This is a genomic window from Burkholderia sp. BCC1996, assembly GCF_905339955.1.
Lineage (GTDB): Bacteria > Pseudomonadota > Gammaproteobacteria > Burkholderiales > Burkholderiaceae > Burkholderia.
In genome coordinates this window covers 114,179-132,176 of record NZ_CAJPHM010000021.1, presented here as the reverse complement: position 1 = coordinate 132,176, position 17,998 = coordinate 114,179, and the positions used below count along the sequence as shown (strand labels likewise).

The window sequence follows — 17,998 nt, the reverse complement described above, 5'->3', positions numbered from 1 at the left end:
GCTGATTGCCGCACGTCCGCACGCGCCGCGCTTGCGGCGCGAACCCGGCTCGCGCCGCAGCCGCCGGCGCGCGTTGCGCCACATGAACTACCCCCGCCCGGGCCGGCCCGGGCGGGCGCCCGCGATACCTAAACCACGTGGTAGCTTGCCGGCGGATACGCCGTCTCCAGCGCGGCCCTGAGATCCGCGTCGGACGCCGTGGCCGACGTGAAGACGGCCGTCGTGGTGCTCGCGGTGTAGGCCAGCGTCACGGCCCACGTCGGATGGTCCTCGTTGAGGTTGTCGCGCGTGGCTTGCGCGCCGAACGCGCTCGGGCCGCTGTCCGGATTGAACCCGTAGACTGAAATGGTCGGCATGGCATGTCCTTGTCGGTTGGTTGGGGAACGCCGCCGGCACGCACCGGCGACCTGCCCAGCGTAGGCGCCGCGCACGCGGGCAGGAATGTGCCGAAGGTCATGGCCGAAGGCCCGTGACGGGCGGTGCGATACCGGTTTTCCCCGCTCCGCCTCGCCCTCATGCACCCTCACGCACCCTCGATGCCGCACCGCGCGCCGCCATCGCCGCGACGCCGCCAGCCGTCTTCGCGGATACGTGATTCAATGTCATTCGAACCGGCGTCGCGCGTTGCCGCCACGGCGCGCGTCGCGTCCCCCTCGACCGACCTTCACGAAAATCCCATGACGAACCCTGCCGACATCAAGGCGCTCGTTTTCGACGTGTTCGGAACGATCGTCGACTGGAGAAGCGGCGTCGCGCGCGAAGCCGCCACGTTCCTGGCTCGCCATGCGCCGGATCGCGATCCGTTCGAATTCGCCGATACGTGGCGCCGCGAATATGCGCCGTCGATGGAGGAAATCCGCAGCGGGCGCAGGCGCTACGTGCGGCTCGACGTGCTGCACCGCGAGAACCTGGTGCGCACGCTCGACCGCTACGGGATCGACGGCGTGCCCGACGCGGAGATCGACGCGCTCAACCTCGCGTGGCACCGGCTCGATCCGTGGCCCGACTCCGTCTCGGCGCTGCAGCGGCTGAAGCGGCGCTACGTGATCGCGCCGCTGTCGAACGGCAACATCCGGCTGATGGTCGACGTCGCGAAGCACGGCGGCCTGCCGTGGGACGCGATTCTCGGCGCCGAAGTCGCGCACGCGTACAAGCCGTCGCCGAGGGTCTATACCGAAGCGGTCGAGATTCTCGGTCTCGAGCCGGCCGAGCTGTGCCTGGTTGCCGCGCACAACGGCGATCTGGCCGCCGCGCGGCGACTCGGGCTCGCGACCGCGTTCGTGCTGCGGCCGACCGAACACGGGCCGAACCAGACGACCGACCTGAAAGCCGACGACGCGTGGGACTTCGACGTCAAGGACCTGAACGAACTCGCGGATCGGCTCGGTTGTCCGGGTTGACACCAACCGCGTGCCCGGATGGCGATCACGACGTGAACGTGCAGGTCGTCACCGCGGCCCGATTGCGTTCGTTGTTGTAGCTGATCGTCGTGATCGGATTGGCGTCGTCGAACCATGTCGCCTCGAGTGTCGCGACTTCGAGGACGTAGGGCCGGTCGGCGAACGCGGTCTGCTGCTTCACGCTCGTGATCTTCATGCCGACGCGGCCCATGCTGCCGCTTCCGCTGATGATTTGCCCGACTGCGAGCCCCGTGGGGTCGGCGCCGGCCGCGACGATCAGGATTGCTGTCTTCTTTTTCATGACACACCTCCGGATGACGAAAAACGCGGGACACCAGGCCGCCACAGGCGCGCCCGCCCCGCGAAACCACTATGTCAAACCGGTACGCGGCACGAAATCCATCGATCGACACGGGACGGACCGCCCATGACGCACCGCTGCGCTCAATCCCCGATGAATCGCAGTTCGTCAGACTCCCCCATCAACAACGCCCGGTTCGCGTCCGCCGCCGCGCGCAGGTAATCCCACAGCGCCGTCACGCGCCGCAGCTTGCGCAGGTCCTCGCGACACGTCAGCCAGAAGCACCGTGTAACCACCACGTCGTCCGGCAGCACCGGCACCAGCGCCGGCTGCGTGGCCGCCATGAAGCACGGCAGGATCGCGAGCGCGCCGCCCTGCAGCGCCGCGAACACCTGCGCGATCACGCTCGTCGTGCGTAGCCCGGCCGTCGCGCCGGGCACCGCGCGCTCCAGGTACAGCAGTTCGCTGCTGAACGCGAGATCGTCGACGTAACTGATGAACGCATGCCGCGCGAGATCGTCGGTGCAGGCGATCGGCGGATGACTCGCCAGATAGTCGCGCGTCGCGTAGAGCCGCAGCTGGTAGTCGCACAGCTTCGTGACCACGTAAGGCCCGCGTTCGGGCCGCTCGAGCGTGATCGCGAGGTCGGCCTCGCGTTTCGGCAAGTTGACGAAATGCGGGACCGGCAGCAGGTCGACCGTCACATGCGGGTGCGCGACGCGAAACCGCGCGAGCTGCGGCGCGAGGAAAAAGCAGCCGAACCCTTCGGTCGACCCGATCCGCACGTGGCCCGACAGCGCCTCGCCGGTGTTCGCGACCTGGTCGCACGCGGACTGCACGGTCGTCTCCATCGCGTCCGCATACGCGACGAGCCGCTGCCCCTCGGCGGTCAGCGTGAAGCCGCCCGAGCGAGACTTGTCGAACAAAAGCGTACCCATCGCGGCCTCGAGTGCGCGAATGCGCCGCGCGACGGTCGTGTAGTCGACCCCGAGCCGCTTCGCCGCCCCGCTCGCGCGCTGCGTGCGGGCGACTTCGAGGAAGAAGCGCAGGTCGTCCCAGTTCAGGTTGCCGGAAACCGGCTCGGTGGCGTGTCGCATCGGCGGGAAAAAAGGGCAGGTGTCTCGGGGCCGGGTTCCGATATGCATAAATGCACATCCAACCGGTTTTCTTGTCGGTACATCATGGATCCGCGCATAACTATACTCGACCGTGACCTGCGGACCATGAGCCGCGGGCAATAAATACGGAGACACCATGCAGACGCGATCCACCCTCGATGAGCATGCAGCCATCGCGACGCCGGCGCCCGCCCGCACCGCGCGGCACTACCTGCTGGCCGGCTGGGCCAGCATGGCCGGCACCACGATCGAGTGGTACGACTTCTTCCTCTACGGCACGGCCGCCGCGCTCGTGTTCAACCGCATCTTCTTCCCGTCGCTGGACCCCGTCGTCGGCACGCTCGCCGCGTTCGGCACGTTCGCGGTGGGCTTCATCGGCCGGCCGATGGGCGGCATCGTGTTCGGCCACTTCGGCGACCGCATCGGCCGCAAGTCGATGCTGATGATCACGCTGCTGCTGATGGGCGTGCCGAGCATGATCATCGGGCTGATCCCGTCGTACGACCGCATCGGCTACTGGGCCGCCGCGCTGCTGATCGCGATGCGCTTCCTGCAGGGGATGGCGGTCGGCGGCGAATGGGGCGGCGCGGTGCTGATGGCCGTCGAGCACGCGCCGAAGGGCCGCAAGGGGCTGTTCGGCAGCCTGCCGCAGACGGGCGTCGGGCTCGGGCTGATCCTGTCGTCGGTCGCGATGGCCGCGGTGGCCGCGCTGCCGGAAGCCGACATGCTGTCGTGGGGCTGGCGCGTGCCGTTCCTCGCGAGCATCGCGCTGGTCGGCCTCGGCTGGTTCATCCGCGCGAAGGTGCCCGAGTCGCCGGACTTCGAGAAGATGCAGCGCCAGGGCAAGGCCGAGAAGTCGCCGGTGACGGCCGCGCTGCGCCGCCATCCGCGCGAGGTGCTGACGATCGTCGGCGCACGTGCCGCGGAAAACACCTGGTTCTACATGGTCGTCACGTTCGCGCTCGCGTATGCGACGCAGCAGCTGCATCTGCCGAAGGCCGAGATGCTGCACGCGATCACGGCCGGCGCGGCGTTGTCGCTCGTCACGATGCCGCTGTGCGGGCATCTCAGCGACCGCATCGGCCAGCGCCGGATGTTCGCGATCGGCCTCGTGCTGATGTGCCTGTTCGCGGCGCCGTTCTTCCTGATGCTCGGCACGCAGCAGACGTCGACCGCATGGTGGGCGATCGTGCTCGGCCTCGGCATCGTGTTCCCGATCCTGTATGCGCCGGAGTCGCTGCTGTTCGCGCAGCAGTTCCCGGCGGAAATCCGCTACAGCGGCATCTCGCTGTCGGTGCAGCTCGCCGGCGTGATCGGCGGCGGCTTCGCGCCGATGATCGCGACGTCGCTGCTCAAGGCCGGCGGCGGCCAGCCGCATTACGTGATCGCGTACCTCGTCGGCTTCGGCGTGTTCGCGCTCGCGTGTACCGCGTTGATGCGTCCGGCGCGTGCGTAAGCATCGGCCCGCATCGATCCGCATCGCCCCGATTTCAGTTCGACCTGCCGTCCGCCGTGGCCGCACGCGCGACGGACGCAGCCCACGTTTTTTCTTCGCACCACCGTTTCCCGGAGAGAGTTCCATGAACGCCGCAGTTCCCCAGACTACCCTCGCCCTGCCCACCGCCAAGCTGCTGATCGACGGCGCGTTCGTCGAATCGCAAAGCGCCGAATGGGGCGACATCGTCAACCCCGCGACGCAGGAAGTGATCGGCCGCGTGCCGTACGCGACGCTCGACGAGGTCGATGCCGCGATCGCGTCCGCGCAGCGCGCGTTCCAGACCTGGAAGACGACGCCGATCGGCGCGCGGCTGCGCATCATGCTGAAGTTCCAGGACCTCGTGCGCCGCAATCTCGAACGGATCGCGCATACGCTGACGGCCGAGCAGGGCAAGACGCTGCCCGACGCACAGGGCGACATCTTCCGCGGCCTCGAAGTGGTCGAGCATGCGTGCTCGATCGGCACGCTGCAGCAAGGCGAATTCGCGGAGAACGTCGCGGGCGGCGTCGACACCTACACGCTGCGCCAGCCGATCGGCGTGTGCGCGGGCATCACGCCGTTCAACTTCCCCGGCATGATCCCGCTGTGGATGTTCCCGATGGCGATCGTGTGCGGCAACACGTTCGTGCTGAAGCCGTCCGAACAGGATCCGCTGTCGACGATGCAGCTCGTCGAACTCGCGATCGAGGCCGGCGTGCCGCAGGGCGTGCTGAACGTCGTGCACGGCGGCAAGACCGTGGTCGACCGTCTGTGCACGCACCCGGACATCAAGGCGATCTCGTTCGTCGGCTCGACGCGCGTCGGCACGCACGTGTACAACCTCGGCAGCCAGCACGGCAAGCGCGTGCAGTCGATGATGGGCGCGAAGAACCACGCGGTCGTGCTGCCCGATGCGCACCGCGAGCAGTCGATCAACGCGCTGGTCGGCGCGGGCTTCGGCGCGGCCGGCCAGCGCTGCATGGCGACATCGGTCGTCGTGCTGGTCGGCCAGGCGCGCGACTGGCTGCCCGAGCTGGTCGAGAAGGCGAAGGCGCTGAAGGTCAACGCCGGCGCCGAAGCCGGCACGGACGTCGGCCCGGTCGTGTCGAAGGCGGCGAAGGCCCGCATCCTGTCGCTGATCGATGCGGGCGTGAAGGAAGGCGCGACGCTGCTGCTCGACGGCCGCGACGTGAAGGTGCCCGGCTACGAGCAGGGCAACTTCGTCGGCCCGACGATCTTCTCGAACGTGACGACCGACATGTCGATCTATCAGGAAGAAATCTTCGGGCCGGTGGTGGTCGTGCTCGAAGCCGACACGCTCGACGACGCGATCGCGCTGGTCAACCGCAACCCGATGGGCAACGGCGTCGGCCTGTTCACGCAGAGCGGCGCGGCCGCGCGCAAGTTCCAGAGCGAGATCGACATCGGCCAGGTCGGCATCAACATCCCGATCCCGGTGCCGGTCCCCTACTTCAGCTTCACCGGCTCGCGCGGCTCGAAGCTCGGCGATCTCGGCCCGTACGGCAAGCAGGTCGTGCAGTTCTATACGCAGACGAAGACGGTCACCGCGCGCTGGTTCGACGACGACGCGACGGCCGGCGGCGTGAACACGACGATCGCGCTGCGCTGATCAAGGAAGCCCGCACATGGAAATCGCATTCATCGGACTCGGCAACATGGGCGGCCCGATGGCCGCCAACCTGCTCAAGGCCGGCCACGCGCTGACGGTGTTCGACCTCGACGCGAACGCGGTCGGCGCGGCGGTGCGCGCGGGCGCGACGGCGGCCGCGTCGCCGCGTGACGCGGCCGCCCGCGCGTCGCTGGTGATCACGATGCTGCCGGCCGCGCAGCACGTACGCGCGGTCTACCTCGGCGACGACGGCGTGCTGGCCGGCGCGCGTGCCGGCGCGACATTCGTCGACTGCAGCACGATCGATCCGGGCACCGTGCGCGCGGTGGCCGACGCCGCCGCGCAGCGCGACTTCCCGCTCGCCGACGCGCCGGTGTCGGGCGGCACCGGCGGCGCGCAGGCCGGCACGCTGACCTTCATGGTCGGCGCGCAAGGCACGCTGTTCGAGCGCATCCGCCCGGTGCTGCTCGACATGGGGAAGAACGTCGTGCACTGCGGCGGCACGGGCACCGGGCAGATCGCGAAGATCTGCAACAACCTGCTGCTCGGCATCTCGATGATGGGCGTGGCCGAAGCGATGGCGCTCGGCGCCGCGCTCGGCATCGATCCGGCCGTGCTGGCCGGCATCATCAACACGTCGACCGGCCGCTGCTGGAGTTCTGACACCTACAACCCGTATCCGGGAGTGAACGACGCGGCACCCGCCGCGCGCGGCTACTCGGGCGGTTTCGCCGCGAACCTGATGCTGAAGGATCTCGGGCTGGCGACCGAAGCCGCGCGCAGCGCACGGCAGCCGGTGTGGATGGGCGCGCTCGCGCAGCAGCTCTATCAGTCGATGAGCCAGCACGGGCTCGGCACGCTCGACTTCTCCGCGTGCGTGAAGCTGTACGAGGCGCAGCCCGCGTAACGCGGCCGGCGGACGTGCGACGGCCCGCGCTGCCCGTCAACGGCATCGCGGGTCGGTTCACATCCGGAGCGGTGCGGAGGTTACGGCCGCGCGGGCGACGCGGCGTTTATCCGCGCGGGTTCGACGCGGTCTCGAAGGTCGGATGGCACTCGAACGCGAGTTCGGAGCGCGCGTCGACGCGGCGGCCGCCGGTCACCGACTCCTGCTTCAGGCTCGCGCGCATGCCGCGCTGCGTGCAGTAGTTGGTCGCTTCGTCGACAGCTTTCGCATGGGCGTCGGCCCACGTCGTCGACACGCCGAGCGTGCGCGTCGTCACGGTGAAGACGTTCGGATTCGACGTCGTGGTCACGTCGGAAGCGGTCGAACATGCGGCGAGCAAGCATGCAACGGCCGCGATGGTCAACTCTCGCAGGGATCGAAAAGATAGAGCAATGGACATGGGGGGCAAGCGCGCGTCGATTCGACGGCATTGAGCAACATAGGCGACAGTATGCCTGCCCGATCGCCGGAGATCATGCCCTTTTCAGTGAACACATTGTTTCGAATGGTTAAACGATGGGTGCTGCCGGCAAGATTTACGGCCCGCGTCACGCCCGTCGTTGCACAGCGTGTCGCTTTTCCCGGCTTCCCGGCCGACGCACGGTTTCTGCCCGGCGACCGGCATCGGCCGGCGCGCCGGTCAGTGCGCACGCGCCCGGATTCTCGCCGAAGCCTCCTCCAGGCTTCGCCACGCCGGTTGGCCGGGCGCATAGCGTGCGCGGATGTATGCGGCGAGCTCGGCCATCTGCCGGTCGTCGAACGCGTCGCGAAAGCCGGGCATGTAGCCGAGCCCGTCGGTGGCCGGATGGTCGATTCCGTCGTGCAGCACGCGCAGCAGGTTGTCGGGCGCCGCCTGGCTGACGCTCGTGTTGAGCCCCATCAGCGGACGCACGCCGAAATGCCCGACCCCGCCCGTCTCCGCGTGACAGACCGCGCACGCGGCATCGAACGCGCGCCGGCCGCTCTCGAGGCCGAGCGTCGCGACCGCTTCCGCACCGCGTGCACGGCGGGTCGCCGCGTCGACGGCCACCGCGGCATCGACGGGCGGCGACAGCGACGCCAGGTAATGCGCGATCGCCCGGACGTCCGATTCGGGCAGCGCCGCGAGCCCCGCGACGACCGGCGCCATCGGCCCGGCCGCGACGCCGTGCTGCGCGGAGAAGCCCGTGCGCAGGTAGTCGAACAGCGCGCCTTCGGTCCACGGCACCGGCGACGCCGGCGACGCGACGAGCGGCGGCGCGACCCATCCCTCGGCCTCGCCGCCGGCCAGGTACGCGCGCCCGCCCCGTTCCGCGCCGAGCGCGTTGCGCGGCGTATGGCACGCGCCGCAGTGCCCGGCGCCGTCGACCAGATACTTGCCGCGATTCCACGACGCGGAGTGCGCCGGATCCGGCACGAACGGCCGCGCGTCGTGAAACAGCCAGTTCCATCCGGCGACGAGGCGCCGCTGGTCGAGCGGGAACGGCAGCTTCGTCTTCGGCGGCGCATGCTTCACCGGCGGCTGCGACATCAGGTATGCATACAGCGCGAGCAGGTCGGGCTCGCTCAGCTTCGCGAACGCGGTGTACGGAAACGCCGGATACAGATGCGAGCCGTCGCGCCCGATGCCTTCGCGCATCGCGCGCGCGAACGCCGGATACGACCATGCGCCGATGCCGGTTTCCGGATCGGGCGTGATGTTGGTCGTGTAGATCGTGCCGAACGGCGTGTCGAGCGCGAGACCGCCCGCATTGGCCGCGCCGCCCGGCGCGGTATGGCAGACCGCGCAATCGCCGGCGAGCGCGATCAGGCGGCCGCGTTCGAGCGTCGCCGCGCTCCACATCGCGCCGTCCGCGCCGCCGGGTGCGACCGGGGCGATCGGCGCTGGGCCCGGCAGGACCGCGCAGGCCAGCCCGATCAGCCCGCCGACGACCCCGCCCGCGCCGCCGCCGGCCAGCCAGCGGCGCCAGCGCGATGACGCGCGGCGCGGCGCGCCGGAACTGCGCTCGCCGACATCGGTCGGCTCCGGCCGGGCCAGCGCGTTGCGAATGCGTGCGGCGTCGAACGGCGGCGCGCGAAAACGCACGCCCGTCGCGTCATACAGCGCGTTCGCGATCGCGGCCGCCGCCGGCGCGGCCGCCTGTTCGATCCGTTGCGCGTCGTATGCCGACAGCGACCGGGCGCGACCGGCGCCCGGCTCTGCGTCGTCGAACGCGACGAGTTCATGCGCGATCGCATCCGGCGCGACATCGCCGCCGGTCTCGTCATGCGCCGGCCGTGCGGACAGCCGCGCGCCCATCACGCGCGAAATCGCCGCCTCGATCTGCCACGCGGGCAAGCCCGCCATCGACGCCTGCCCGGGCTCGCCCGCGCCCTGCCCGGCGACGACGCGGCGCACCGCGACGTCGCCCGTCGCGCGATCGACGTCGAGATCGACGACCCAGGCGGACCAGTGCGGATCGCTGTCGCGGCCGTTGTCGCGGCCCGCGTCCGCGTGCGGGTTTTCGCCTGCGGACGGCGCCTCGAGCACGCCCGCACCATCGAATGCAAAGCCGCGCCCACTGAGGCGGTCCTGCGCCGCTGTATGGGCACGGCCCGTGGCCGGTTCGCCCCACGCCGCGCGTTCGCTGACCATCCGGATGATCTCGCGCGGCCCGGCATCGCGCGACGCATCGAGATGCTGCAGGCGCAATGCGACCGGATCGCGCCGCAGCGCACCGGCCAGTTCGTCGACGAACGACTCGCGCGCGAATGCGTGCGCGTGGCCGGGAATCGTGTGGTGGACGTCGGCCATCTCGATCGACGTCTTCGCATGTCGATAGACGAACGGCGACGACGGAACCGATGCCCCGCCCTGCGCCGCCGCGCGCCGCGCATCCGGTGTCGCGCCGGCCTGCGCGCGATAGCGCCACGTCGTCATCCACCCATCGGCGGCGGTCCGCGTTTCGAGCTCGAACGACGCGTGCGCACGCGCATCGCCGATCGGCCATTCGTAGCGCGCGCGGTGCATACGCGCCGCGTCGTCCGCACGCCGCGCCGAACCGGCCGCCGCTTCATCGCGCCGCACATCGCTCGCATCGGCTTCGGGCTGCGCGGGCACGCTCAGGTCATGCTTCATCGCCGTCGTCCCGCAGATAGCGCGCGGCCCGATGCACCGCGCGGATGATCTCCAGATGCGTGCCGCAGCGACAGAGATTGAAGCGCAGCGCGTCGCGGATCGCCGCATCGTCCGGCGACGGATTACGGTCGAGCAGCGCCTTCGTGCTCATGATCATGCCGTTCAGGCAATAGCCGCACTGCGCGGCCTGCTCGTCGATGAACGCGCGCTGGATCGGATGCGGCGCGTCGCGCGAGCCGAGCCCTTCGAGCGTCGTCACGTCGCGCCCGTGCGCGGCGGCGGCCGGCACGACGCACGCGCGCGTCGCCTGAGCATCGACCAGCACCGTACACGCGCCGCACTGCCCGAATCCGCAGCCGTACTTCGGGCCGTTGAGCGCGCAGTCGTTGCGCAGGACCAGCAGCAGCGGCGCGTCGGGCGCGGCAGCGTCGAACGTGTGCGGCGTGCCGTTCACGCGAAACGCGAGCGGCCGCGACGGGGAAGCGGGATGGGACATGAAGGGATCCGGAATGCGGGGCGCGGGCCGGCAGGCCGTGACTTGGGGCCGGCAGCGGGCACGGCCGCCGGCTCGCGACGGGCCGGCGTCGCGCGCAGCGCTCACGTATAACACGCCGAAATGCGTACCGCCGCATCGATCACCGATACGGCGGCGCGGCATCCGGCGCTGGCACCGCATGCGCGTCAGGCGACGGCCGCCACGTTGCCGCGCGACGGCGACGGCGACACCAGCGGCACGTCGAACACGTCGTAGCCGAACACCCACGACGGATCCTCGTTGGTGCGCAGCCACGTGTTGTTGTGCGACACGAGCTGCACCTTCGACGCGCGTGCCGCGCGGTTCGCCTCGTACAGCGCGAACGCACCCGCGTAATCGCCGATGCCGACTTCGTCGAGGCAGCGCGCGAGCATCGCCGCATCCTCGATCGCCATCGCCGCGCCCTGCGCCATGTGCGGCTTCATCGGATGGCATGCGTCGCCGAGCAGCACGAGACGGCCGCGGCTCCACAACGGCAGCGGGTCGCGCTCGAGCAGCGGCCACTTCGTGATCGACGGCGACACGTCGATCAGATGCTGGATGTCGGCGTGGAAGCCGGCGAACGCCTCGCGCATTTCATCGCGGCTGCTGTCGACCATCGACACGCCTTCCGGCCACTCGGCCTGCGGCACGCCGGTCACGTAGTAGTACTCGTCGCGCTTCTCCGTCACGTAGTAGACCATCATGTGGCGATCCTCCGACCACCATTTCACGCACATGTCGTACGGCTTGTTGCCGAGCAGCGAGGCCGGGAACACCGCGCGATGCGCGACATAGCCCGTATAGCGCGGCGGCTCCGCGCCGAGCAGATGCTCGCGGATCCGCGAGTTCACGCCGTCCGCGCCGATCACGATGTCGGCCGTCTCGACGCTGCCGTCGGCAAACGTCAGGCGCACCGCGTCACCCGTGTCCTCCACCGCCGCGAGCCGCTTGCCGAAGCGGATCGTGCCGGGCGTCACCGCCTGCGTCATCAGCGCGTGGAAATCGCCGCGATGCACGGTCAGGTAGCTCGCGCCGTAGGTCCTGCGCGCGTAGTCGCCGAGCGGAATCCGCGACAGCACGTCGGCCGTCTGCCAGTCGCGGCTGTACCAGCAATCCGGATGCGAACCCATCGTCTCCAGCGCGTCCTCGCAGCCGATGCGCCGCATGATCTTCATCACGTTCGGGCCGAGATGGATGCCCGCGCCGAGGCGCGAGAACGCCGGCGCCTGCTCGTACAGCGCGACGTCGTAGCCGCCGCGCTGCAGCAGCGCCGCGGCGGCCGTGCCGCCGAGACCGGCGCCGATGATTGCGATACGGGGTTTGCTCATGCGGATCTCCTGATCGTGAGCCCGGCGCCGAACGCGGCACGAGAACGGGCGGATTGAATGGCGTTTATGTAGCGTACACACTCAATTTATTCAAGACAAGAGGATTATTTCCGGCGATCGACACATCCGGGAAAACACCGATAAAACCTCAAAAATTCCGTTCATAAACGATATTTGCCCGGAAGGAATCATTTTGACCCATTGTCATTTTCAAATGTACACACTAGACTTTCCCCGAAACCAGGCGATCCCGCGCCAGCGTGCCGCCCCACCCTTACCGACACGGAGCCTCCCGTCATGAGCAAGACCTACCGCATCGGCCAGATCGTGCCGAGTTCCAACACGACGATGGAAACCGAGATTCCCGCGATGCTGCGGTTGCGCGAGGCGATCCGGCCCGAGCGCTTCACGTATCACTCGAGCCGGATGCGGATGAAGAAGGTCGTCAAGGAAGAACTCGCGGCGATGGACGCCGAGTCCGACCGCTGCGCGGTGGAACTGAGCGATGCGCGCGTCGACGTGCTCGGCTACGCGTGCCTCGTCGCGATCATGGCGATGGGCCACGGCTATCACCGCGTGTCGCAGGCGCGCCTCACGAAGCACACGGCCGACAACGGTGCGCAGGCGCCGGTGCTGACGAGCGCGGGCGCGCTCGTCGATGCGCTGAAGGTGATCGGCGCGAAGCGCATCGTGGTGGTCGCGCCGTACATGCTGCCGCTGACCGAGCTCGTGGTCGACTACATCCGCAACGAAGGCTACGACGTGATCGCGTATCGCGCGCTCGAGATCCCCGACAACCTCGACGTCGGCCGCCACGACCCGGCGCGCCTGCCCGACATCGTGAAGACGCTGCCGTACCGGGACGCCGATGCGATCGTGCTGTCCGCGTGCGTGCAGATGCCGTCGCTGCCGGCCGTCGCGAAGGTCGAGGCGATGACGGGCAAGCCCGTAATCACGGCCGCGATCGCGACGACCTACGCGATGCTGCGCGAACTCGATCTCGAACCGATCGTGCCCGGCGCCGGCGCGCTGCTGTCCGGCGCGTATTGAGCGCCCCGCTACTTCGGAGCATCGCCATGTCCTCGACTTTCCTGTACGGCGCGAACGTCCGCGCCAACGGCATCCGCCAGCACTACCTGCGCTACGGCGGCGCCATGGGCGCGCGCGCGTCGCGCCCCGCGATCGTGCTGATTCCCGGCATCACGAGCCCCGCGATCACGTGGGGCTTCGTCGGCGAGGTGTTCGGCGCGGCGTTCGACACCTATGTGCTCGACGTGCGCGGCCGCGGGCTGTCCGATGCGTCGCCGTCGCTCGACTACGGCCTCGATGCGCAAGCCGATGACATCGCGGCGTTCGTCGCCGCGCTCGGCCTGCCGCGCACGAGCCTGGTCGGCCATTCGATGGGCGCGCGGATCGCCGCGCGCGCGGCACGGCGCGGCGTCCGCGGGCTCGAATCGGTCGTGCTCGTCGATCCGCCGGTGTCCGGCCCGAACCGCCGCGACTACCCGGGCAAGCTGCCGTGGTACATCGACTCGATGGCGCTCGCGCGCGCCGGCACCGACGCCGAAGGGATGCGCGCGTTCTGCCCGACCTGGACCGATGCCGAGCTGCAACTGCGCGCCGAGTGGCTGCATACCTGCGACGAGCGCGCGGTGCGTACGTCGTACGAAGGTTTCCACACCGACGACTTCCACGCGGATGCCGCGCAACTGGCCGTGCCGTCGATGCTGATCACGGCCGAGCGCGGCGACGTGGTGCGCGACGACGATGTCGTCGAACTGCAGCGTGCGACGCCGTCGATGCAGCACGTGCGCGTGCCCGATGCCGGCCACATGATCCCGTGGGACAACGCGGCGGGCTTCTACGCAGCGTTCGGCAACTTCCTCGGCGCGCCGCTCGCGGCCTGATTTCGCCCCCCTTCCCTTCACGCCATTACCGGAGCCGACGATGCCAGTCAGCGACTATCAACTGATCGACGCGTGGAAGCAGGTGCTCACGCTGTCGCGCCTCGAACCGGGCCAGACCGTCACGATCCTGACGAGCGCGGCCACTCATCCGCAGACGCTGTCGTGCGCGCTGATCGCGACGCAATCGATGGGCGCGATCGTCAACCGGCTCGACCTGCCGCCGGTGAACGGCGAGAAGGCGTTCAGCCGCGACCCGCTCGCGTATCTCGGCACGACGCCGCTCACCGGCAACCGCGCCGCGATCGCCGCATTGCGCGAGAGCGACCTCGTGCTCGACCTGATGACGCTGCTGTTCTCGCCCGAGCAGCACGACATCCTGAAATCCGGCACGAAGATCCTGCTCGCGGTCGAGCCGCCCGAAGTGCTGGTGCGGATGGTGCCGACACTGGCCGACCGCACGCGCGTGCTCGGCGCCGCGAAGAAAATCGCCGCCGCGCGCGAGATGCGCGTGACCTCGGCGGCCGGCACGGCGCTCGTGTGCCCGCTCGGCGATTTCCCGCCGACCGCCGAATACGGCTTCGTCGACGCACCGGGCCGCTGGGACCACTGGCCGAGCGGCTTCGCGCTGACCTTCCCGAACGACCGCACCGCACGCGGCACGATCGTGATCGATCGCGGCGACATCCTGCTGCCGCAGAAACATTACGTGAGCGAGCCGATCGCGCTGACCGTCGAAGGCGGCTATGCGACGCGCATCGAAGGCAGCGTCGATGCCGACCTGCTGCGCGACTACATGGAAACCTTCGCGGACCCGGAAGGCTATGCGATCTCGCACATCGGCTGGGGGCTGCAGCCGCGCGCGCGCTGGTCGACGCTCGGCCTGTACGACCGCGAGGCGACGATCGGGATGGATGCGCGAGCGTTCGAAGGCAACTTCCTGTTCTCGCTCGGCCCGAACAACGAAGGCGGCGGCACCCGCACGACCACCTGCCACATCGACATCCCGCTGCGCCGCTGCACGGTCGAGCTCGACGGCGAGACCGTCGTGCGCGAAGGCCGCGTGACCGATCAACCCGCCTGACCGACGAGTGCCCGACACCATGACCGATCTTTCCCGCCACGCCGAAGCCAACGTCTACCGCCAGCAGGGTTTCGGCACGCCGCTGCCGCCGCACGGCAACATCGGACTGCTGATCGTCGACTTCGTGGTCGGCTTCGCCGATCCCGCGACGTTCGGCGGCGGCAACATCGCGCCGGCGATCGCGCGCACGACGCGAGCGCTCGCGCTCGCGCGCGCACGCGGCTGGCCGGTCGCGCACAGCCGCATCGTGTACGCGGACGACGGCAGCGACGACAACGTGTTCTCGCTGAAGGTGCCCGGCATGGCGACGCTGACCGAGCACCATCCGAACAGCGCGATCGTGCCCGAACTCACGCCCGCCGCCGGCGAACTCGTCGTGCGCAAGACCGTGCCGTCGGCGTTCTTCGGCACGCAGCTCGCGCCGTGGCTCGCGCAGCGCGCGGTGCAGACGCTGCTCGTCGCGGGCGCGGTGACGAGCGGCTGCGTGCGCGCGAGCGTGGTCGACGCGATGTCGCACGGGTTCCGCCCGCTCGTGCTCGCCGATTGCGTCGGCGATCGCGCGATCGCGCCGCACGACGCGAACCTGTTCGACATGCAGCAGAAATACGCGGCCGTGATGCCGCTCGACGATGCGATCGCGGCGATCGATGCCGTGCACGCGCGCTGAGCCGTCGCGCCGATCGCGGGCGGTGCGGCACGGGTGGGACGAACGGCAGCCGTGCCCGCGCCGGCGCGCGATTGACGCTGCGCTTTTGGCGGCCTAGATTGACCGCGTGCGCCATCGCGCACGCCCGGGCCGTCGCCCCGTGCGCGGCACGCGGCAGCAGCGCCGCAGCCGCCGCGACCGGCCGCCGGTCGCGCCCTCCCCGACAGGACACCTGAACCGTGAACCGCTCCGAACTGCTTGCGCGCGACGGCTGCCTGACCGTGATCCGGCGGCCCGCGCCGCCGCCCAGGCCGGCGCCCGGCCAGCCGGGCAGCCTGTCGTCGTACGTGCCGGCGCTGCCCGAGGTGTTCGTCGCGATCCTCGACGACGGACGCATCCTCGCGTTCAACGGCCACGTCGACCTCGGCACCGGCATCCGCACGTCGCTCGCGCAGATCGTGGCCGAAGAGCTCGACGTGCCGGCCGCGCGCGTGACGATGGTGCTCGGCGATACGGCCGCGACGCCGAACCAGGGTCCGACCATCGCGAGCGCGACGATCCAGATTTCCGCGACGCCGCTGCGCTGCGCGGCCGCGCAGGCACGCCACGCGCTGCTGGCGCTGGCCGCCGAGCGCTTCGGTGTCGACCCCGCGCAACTGAGCATCGACGACGGGACGATCGCAGCGCCGGCCGGCGGGCACACCGCAACGTTCGCCGCGCTCGTCGCGGCGCGCCGCATCGCGCTCACGCTCGACCTGAACGCCCGCACGAAGGATCCCGCCCGCTACCGGATCGTCGGCCGGTCGTCGCCGCGCGTCGACCTGCCTGCGAAAGCCACCGGCCAGCTCACGTTCGTGCACGACATGCGCGTGCCGGGCATGCTGCACGGCCGCGTCGTGCGGCCGCCGTATGCGGGCCACGACAGCGGCGCGTTCGTCGGCACGTCGCTGGTCGACGTCGATCGCGCGTCGGTCGCCGACGTGCCCGGGCTCGTGGCGGTCGTCGCGCTCGGCGACTTCGTCGGCGTCGTCGCCGAGCGCGAGGAACACGCGATCCGCGCGGCACGTCAGTTGCGCGTCACGTGGCGCCCGCACCCCGCGCTGCCGCCGCTCCACACGCCCGCGGCCGCGATCGCCGCCGCGCCCGCGCAACGCCGGTTGCTGCTCGACGAAGGCGACGTCGACGCCGCGCGCGCGCAACCCGGCACGATCACGCTGTCGCGCACCTATGCGTGGCCGTTCCAGATGCACGGCTCGATCGGCCCGTCGTGCGCGCTCGCCGACTATCGCGCGCCCGGCGACGGCCGGATCACCGTATGGTCCGGCACCCAGAACCCCGTATCGCTGCGCTACGACCTCGCGACGCTCGTGGCGCGCGACGAAGCCGATATCGACATCGTGCGGATGGAAGCGGCCGGCTGCTACGGCCGCAACGGCGCGGACGACGTCTGCGGCGACGCGCTGCTGCTGTCGCGCGCGGTCGGCCGCCCGGTGCGCGTGCAGCTGTCGCGCGCGGACGAGCATCTGTGGGAACCGAAGGGCGCCGGGCAGCTGATGCAGGTGACGGGCACCGTGACGCGCGACGGCCGCCTGCTCGGCTACGACTTCACGACGCGCTATCCGTCGAACGACGCGCCGCTGCTCGCGACGCTCCTGACCGGCGCGATCGCGCCCGAACCGCGCGTGTTCGAAATGGGCGACCGCACCGCCGTGTCGCCGTATGAAAGCCCGAACCGCCGCTTCGTCTGCGAGGATCTCGCGCCGCTCGTGCGCGCCTCGTGGCTGCGCGGCGTGTCGGCATTGCCGAACTCGTTCGCGCACGACGCGTTCGTCGACGAATGCGCGGCGCTGGCCGGCATCGATCCGCTCGCGTTCCGGCTGCGCCATCTCAAGGACACGCGCGCGACCGAACTGCTGCAGGCCGTCGCCGATCGCGCGGGCTGGACGCCGCGGCGCGTGGATCGCGGAAATGAAGCGCAAGCAGCGCGCGTCGTCCGCGGACGTGGTATCGCCTACGCACGCTACGTCCACAGCCGCTTCCCCGGTTTCGGCGCGGCCTGGTCCGCATGGATCGTCGACCTGAGCGTCGATCGCGTGTCGGGCGAGATCCGCATCGAACGCGTGACGGTCGGCCAGGACACCGGCACGATGATCAACCCCGACGGCGTGCGCCACCAGATCCACGGCAACGTGATCCAGGTATTGAGCCGCACGCTGAAGGAGCGCGTGCGGTTTGCCGACGGCAAGGTCGCGTCGCGCGAATGGGCGAGTTATCCGATCCTGACTTTCGACGAAGTGCCGGACGTCGACGTGGTGCTGATGCCGCGGCAAGGCGAACCGCCGCTCGGCGCGGGCGAATCGGCGTCGGTGCCGGGGCCCGCCGCCGTCGCGAATGCGCTGTTCGATGCGACCGGCGTGCGCTTCTACGCGCCGCCGTTCACGCCCGAGACGGTGCGCGCCGCGCTGCGCGAGGCCGGCCGGCTTCCGGCTACCGAAGCGAGTGTCGCCGCAAGCGCCGCATGAGGCCGGTTTGCATCGAGGGCCGGACGGC

Annotated in this window: 16 protein-coding genes; 9 read left to right on the top strand and 7 right to left on the bottom strand. The window is 70.0% G+C overall.

Features of this window, described 5'->3' with window-relative positions; genetic code table 11:
• Positions 1-128: 128 nt before the first annotated feature.
• The gene (locus U4Z64_RS27610) at positions 129-356 is read right to left on the bottom strand and encodes a hypothetical protein (RefSeq protein ID WP_321821638.1); all 228 of its coding nucleotides are present in this window, start codon (positions 354-356) and stop codon (positions 129-131) included.
• Between the two features lie 321 nt (positions 357-677).
• Here U4Z64_RS27610 and U4Z64_RS27605 point away from each other — a divergent pair, with 321 nt between their 5' ends.
• Positions 678-1,400 carry a haloacid dehalogenase type II gene (locus U4Z64_RS27605; protein ID WP_321821637.1) on the top strand — a complete coding sequence of 241 codons (723 nt, stop codon included), beginning with the start codon at positions 678-680 and terminating at the stop codon, positions 1,398-1,400.
• 25 nt (positions 1,401-1,425) lie between these two features.
• Here U4Z64_RS27605 and U4Z64_RS27600 read toward each other — a convergent pair whose 3' ends face one another.
• Positions 1,426-1,701, bottom strand: a complete 276-nt coding sequence (locus U4Z64_RS27600) for a hypothetical protein (protein ID WP_044843902.1) — start codon at positions 1,699-1,701, stop codon at positions 1,426-1,428.
• A gap of 143 nt (positions 1,702-1,844) precedes the next feature.
• Positions 1,845-2,798, bottom strand: coding sequence for a LysR family transcriptional regulator (locus U4Z64_RS27595; protein ID WP_321821636.1), 954 nt, complete (start codon positions 2,796-2,798; stop codon positions 1,845-1,847).
• A gap of 157 nt (positions 2,799-2,955) precedes the next feature.
• On the opposite strand from U4Z64_RS27595, the gene U4Z64_RS27590 reads away from it, so the two are divergent.
• The 3 genes from U4Z64_RS27590 (at position 2,956) to mmsB (ending at position 6,833) form a co-directional block, all read left to right on the top strand.
• Complete coding sequence (locus tag U4Z64_RS27590) at positions 2,956-4,275, top strand: MFS transporter (RefSeq protein WP_044843900.1); 1,320 nt, start codon at positions 2,956-2,958, stop codon at positions 4,273-4,275.
• A gap of 124 nt (positions 4,276-4,399) precedes the next feature.
• Positions 4,400-5,926 (top strand): CoA-acylating methylmalonate-semialdehyde dehydrogenase, encoded by a 1,527-nt coding sequence (locus tag U4Z64_RS27585; protein ID WP_044843899.1) that lies wholly within the window; start codon positions 4,400-4,402, stop codon positions 5,924-5,926.
• 16 nt (positions 5,927-5,942) lie between these two features.
• Positions 5,943-6,833, top strand: coding sequence for a 3-hydroxyisobutyrate dehydrogenase (mmsB, locus tag U4Z64_RS27580; protein WP_321821635.1), 891 nt, complete (start codon positions 5,943-5,945; stop codon positions 6,831-6,833).
• 106 nt (positions 6,834-6,939) lie between these two features.
• Here the strand turns inward: mmsB and U4Z64_RS27575 are convergent, their stop codons facing one another.
• From U4Z64_RS27575 to U4Z64_RS27560, 4 genes are all read right to left on the bottom strand, one after another.
• Entirely contained in the window at positions 6,940-7,272 is a 333-nt protein-coding gene (locus U4Z64_RS27575) for a hypothetical protein (RefSeq protein ID WP_321821634.1), read from the bottom strand.
• A 240-nt stretch (positions 7,273-7,512) separates the two neighbouring features.
• Positions 7,513-9,969, bottom strand: a complete 2,457-nt coding sequence (locus U4Z64_RS27570) for a c-type cytochrome (protein WP_415750603.1) — start codon at positions 9,967-9,969, stop codon at positions 7,513-7,515.
• Positions 9,959-10,465, bottom strand: coding sequence for a (2Fe-2S)-binding protein (locus U4Z64_RS27565; protein ID WP_044843895.1), 507 nt, complete (start codon positions 10,463-10,465; stop codon positions 9,959-9,961). The genes U4Z64_RS27570 and U4Z64_RS27565 overlap by 11 nt, the downstream gene beginning before the upstream one ends.
• A gap of 185 nt (positions 10,466-10,650) precedes the next feature.
• On the bottom strand, positions 10,651-11,814 hold the full coding sequence (locus U4Z64_RS27560; protein ID WP_044843894.1) for an FAD-dependent monooxygenase: 1,164 nt from the start codon (positions 11,812-11,814) through the stop codon (positions 10,651-10,653).
• A 297-nt stretch (positions 11,815-12,111) separates the two neighbouring features.
• On the opposite strand from U4Z64_RS27560, the gene U4Z64_RS27555 reads away from it, so the two are divergent.
• The 5 genes from U4Z64_RS27555 (at position 12,112) to U4Z64_RS27535 (ending at position 17,970) form a co-directional block, all read left to right on the top strand.
• A complete protein-coding gene (locus U4Z64_RS27555) occupies positions 12,112-12,864 on the top strand; it encodes an Asp/Glu racemase (protein ID WP_321821633.1) in 753 nt (250 codons plus the stop codon).
• A gap of 26 nt (positions 12,865-12,890) precedes the next feature.
• Positions 12,891-13,721, top strand: a complete 831-nt coding sequence (locus U4Z64_RS27550; protein ID WP_321821632.1) for an alpha/beta hydrolase — start codon at positions 12,891-12,893, stop codon at positions 13,719-13,721.
• A gap of 40 nt (positions 13,722-13,761) precedes the next feature.
• On the top strand, positions 13,762-14,802 hold the full coding sequence (locus U4Z64_RS27545) for a 2,5-dihydroxypyridine 5,6-dioxygenase (protein ID WP_321821631.1): 1,041 nt from the start codon (positions 13,762-13,764) through the stop codon (positions 14,800-14,802).
• A 19-nt stretch (positions 14,803-14,821) separates the two neighbouring features.
• The gene (locus U4Z64_RS27540) at positions 14,822-15,469 is read left to right on the top strand and encodes an isochorismatase family protein (protein WP_044843890.1); all 648 of its coding nucleotides are present in this window, start codon (positions 14,822-14,824) and stop codon (positions 15,467-15,469) included.
• 218 nt (positions 15,470-15,687) lie between these two features.
• Complete coding sequence (locus U4Z64_RS27535; protein WP_321821630.1) at positions 15,688-17,970, top strand: xanthine dehydrogenase family protein molybdopterin-binding subunit; 2,283 nt, start codon at positions 15,688-15,690, stop codon at positions 17,968-17,970.
• The last annotated feature ends 28 nt before the right edge of the window (positions 17,971-17,998 follow it).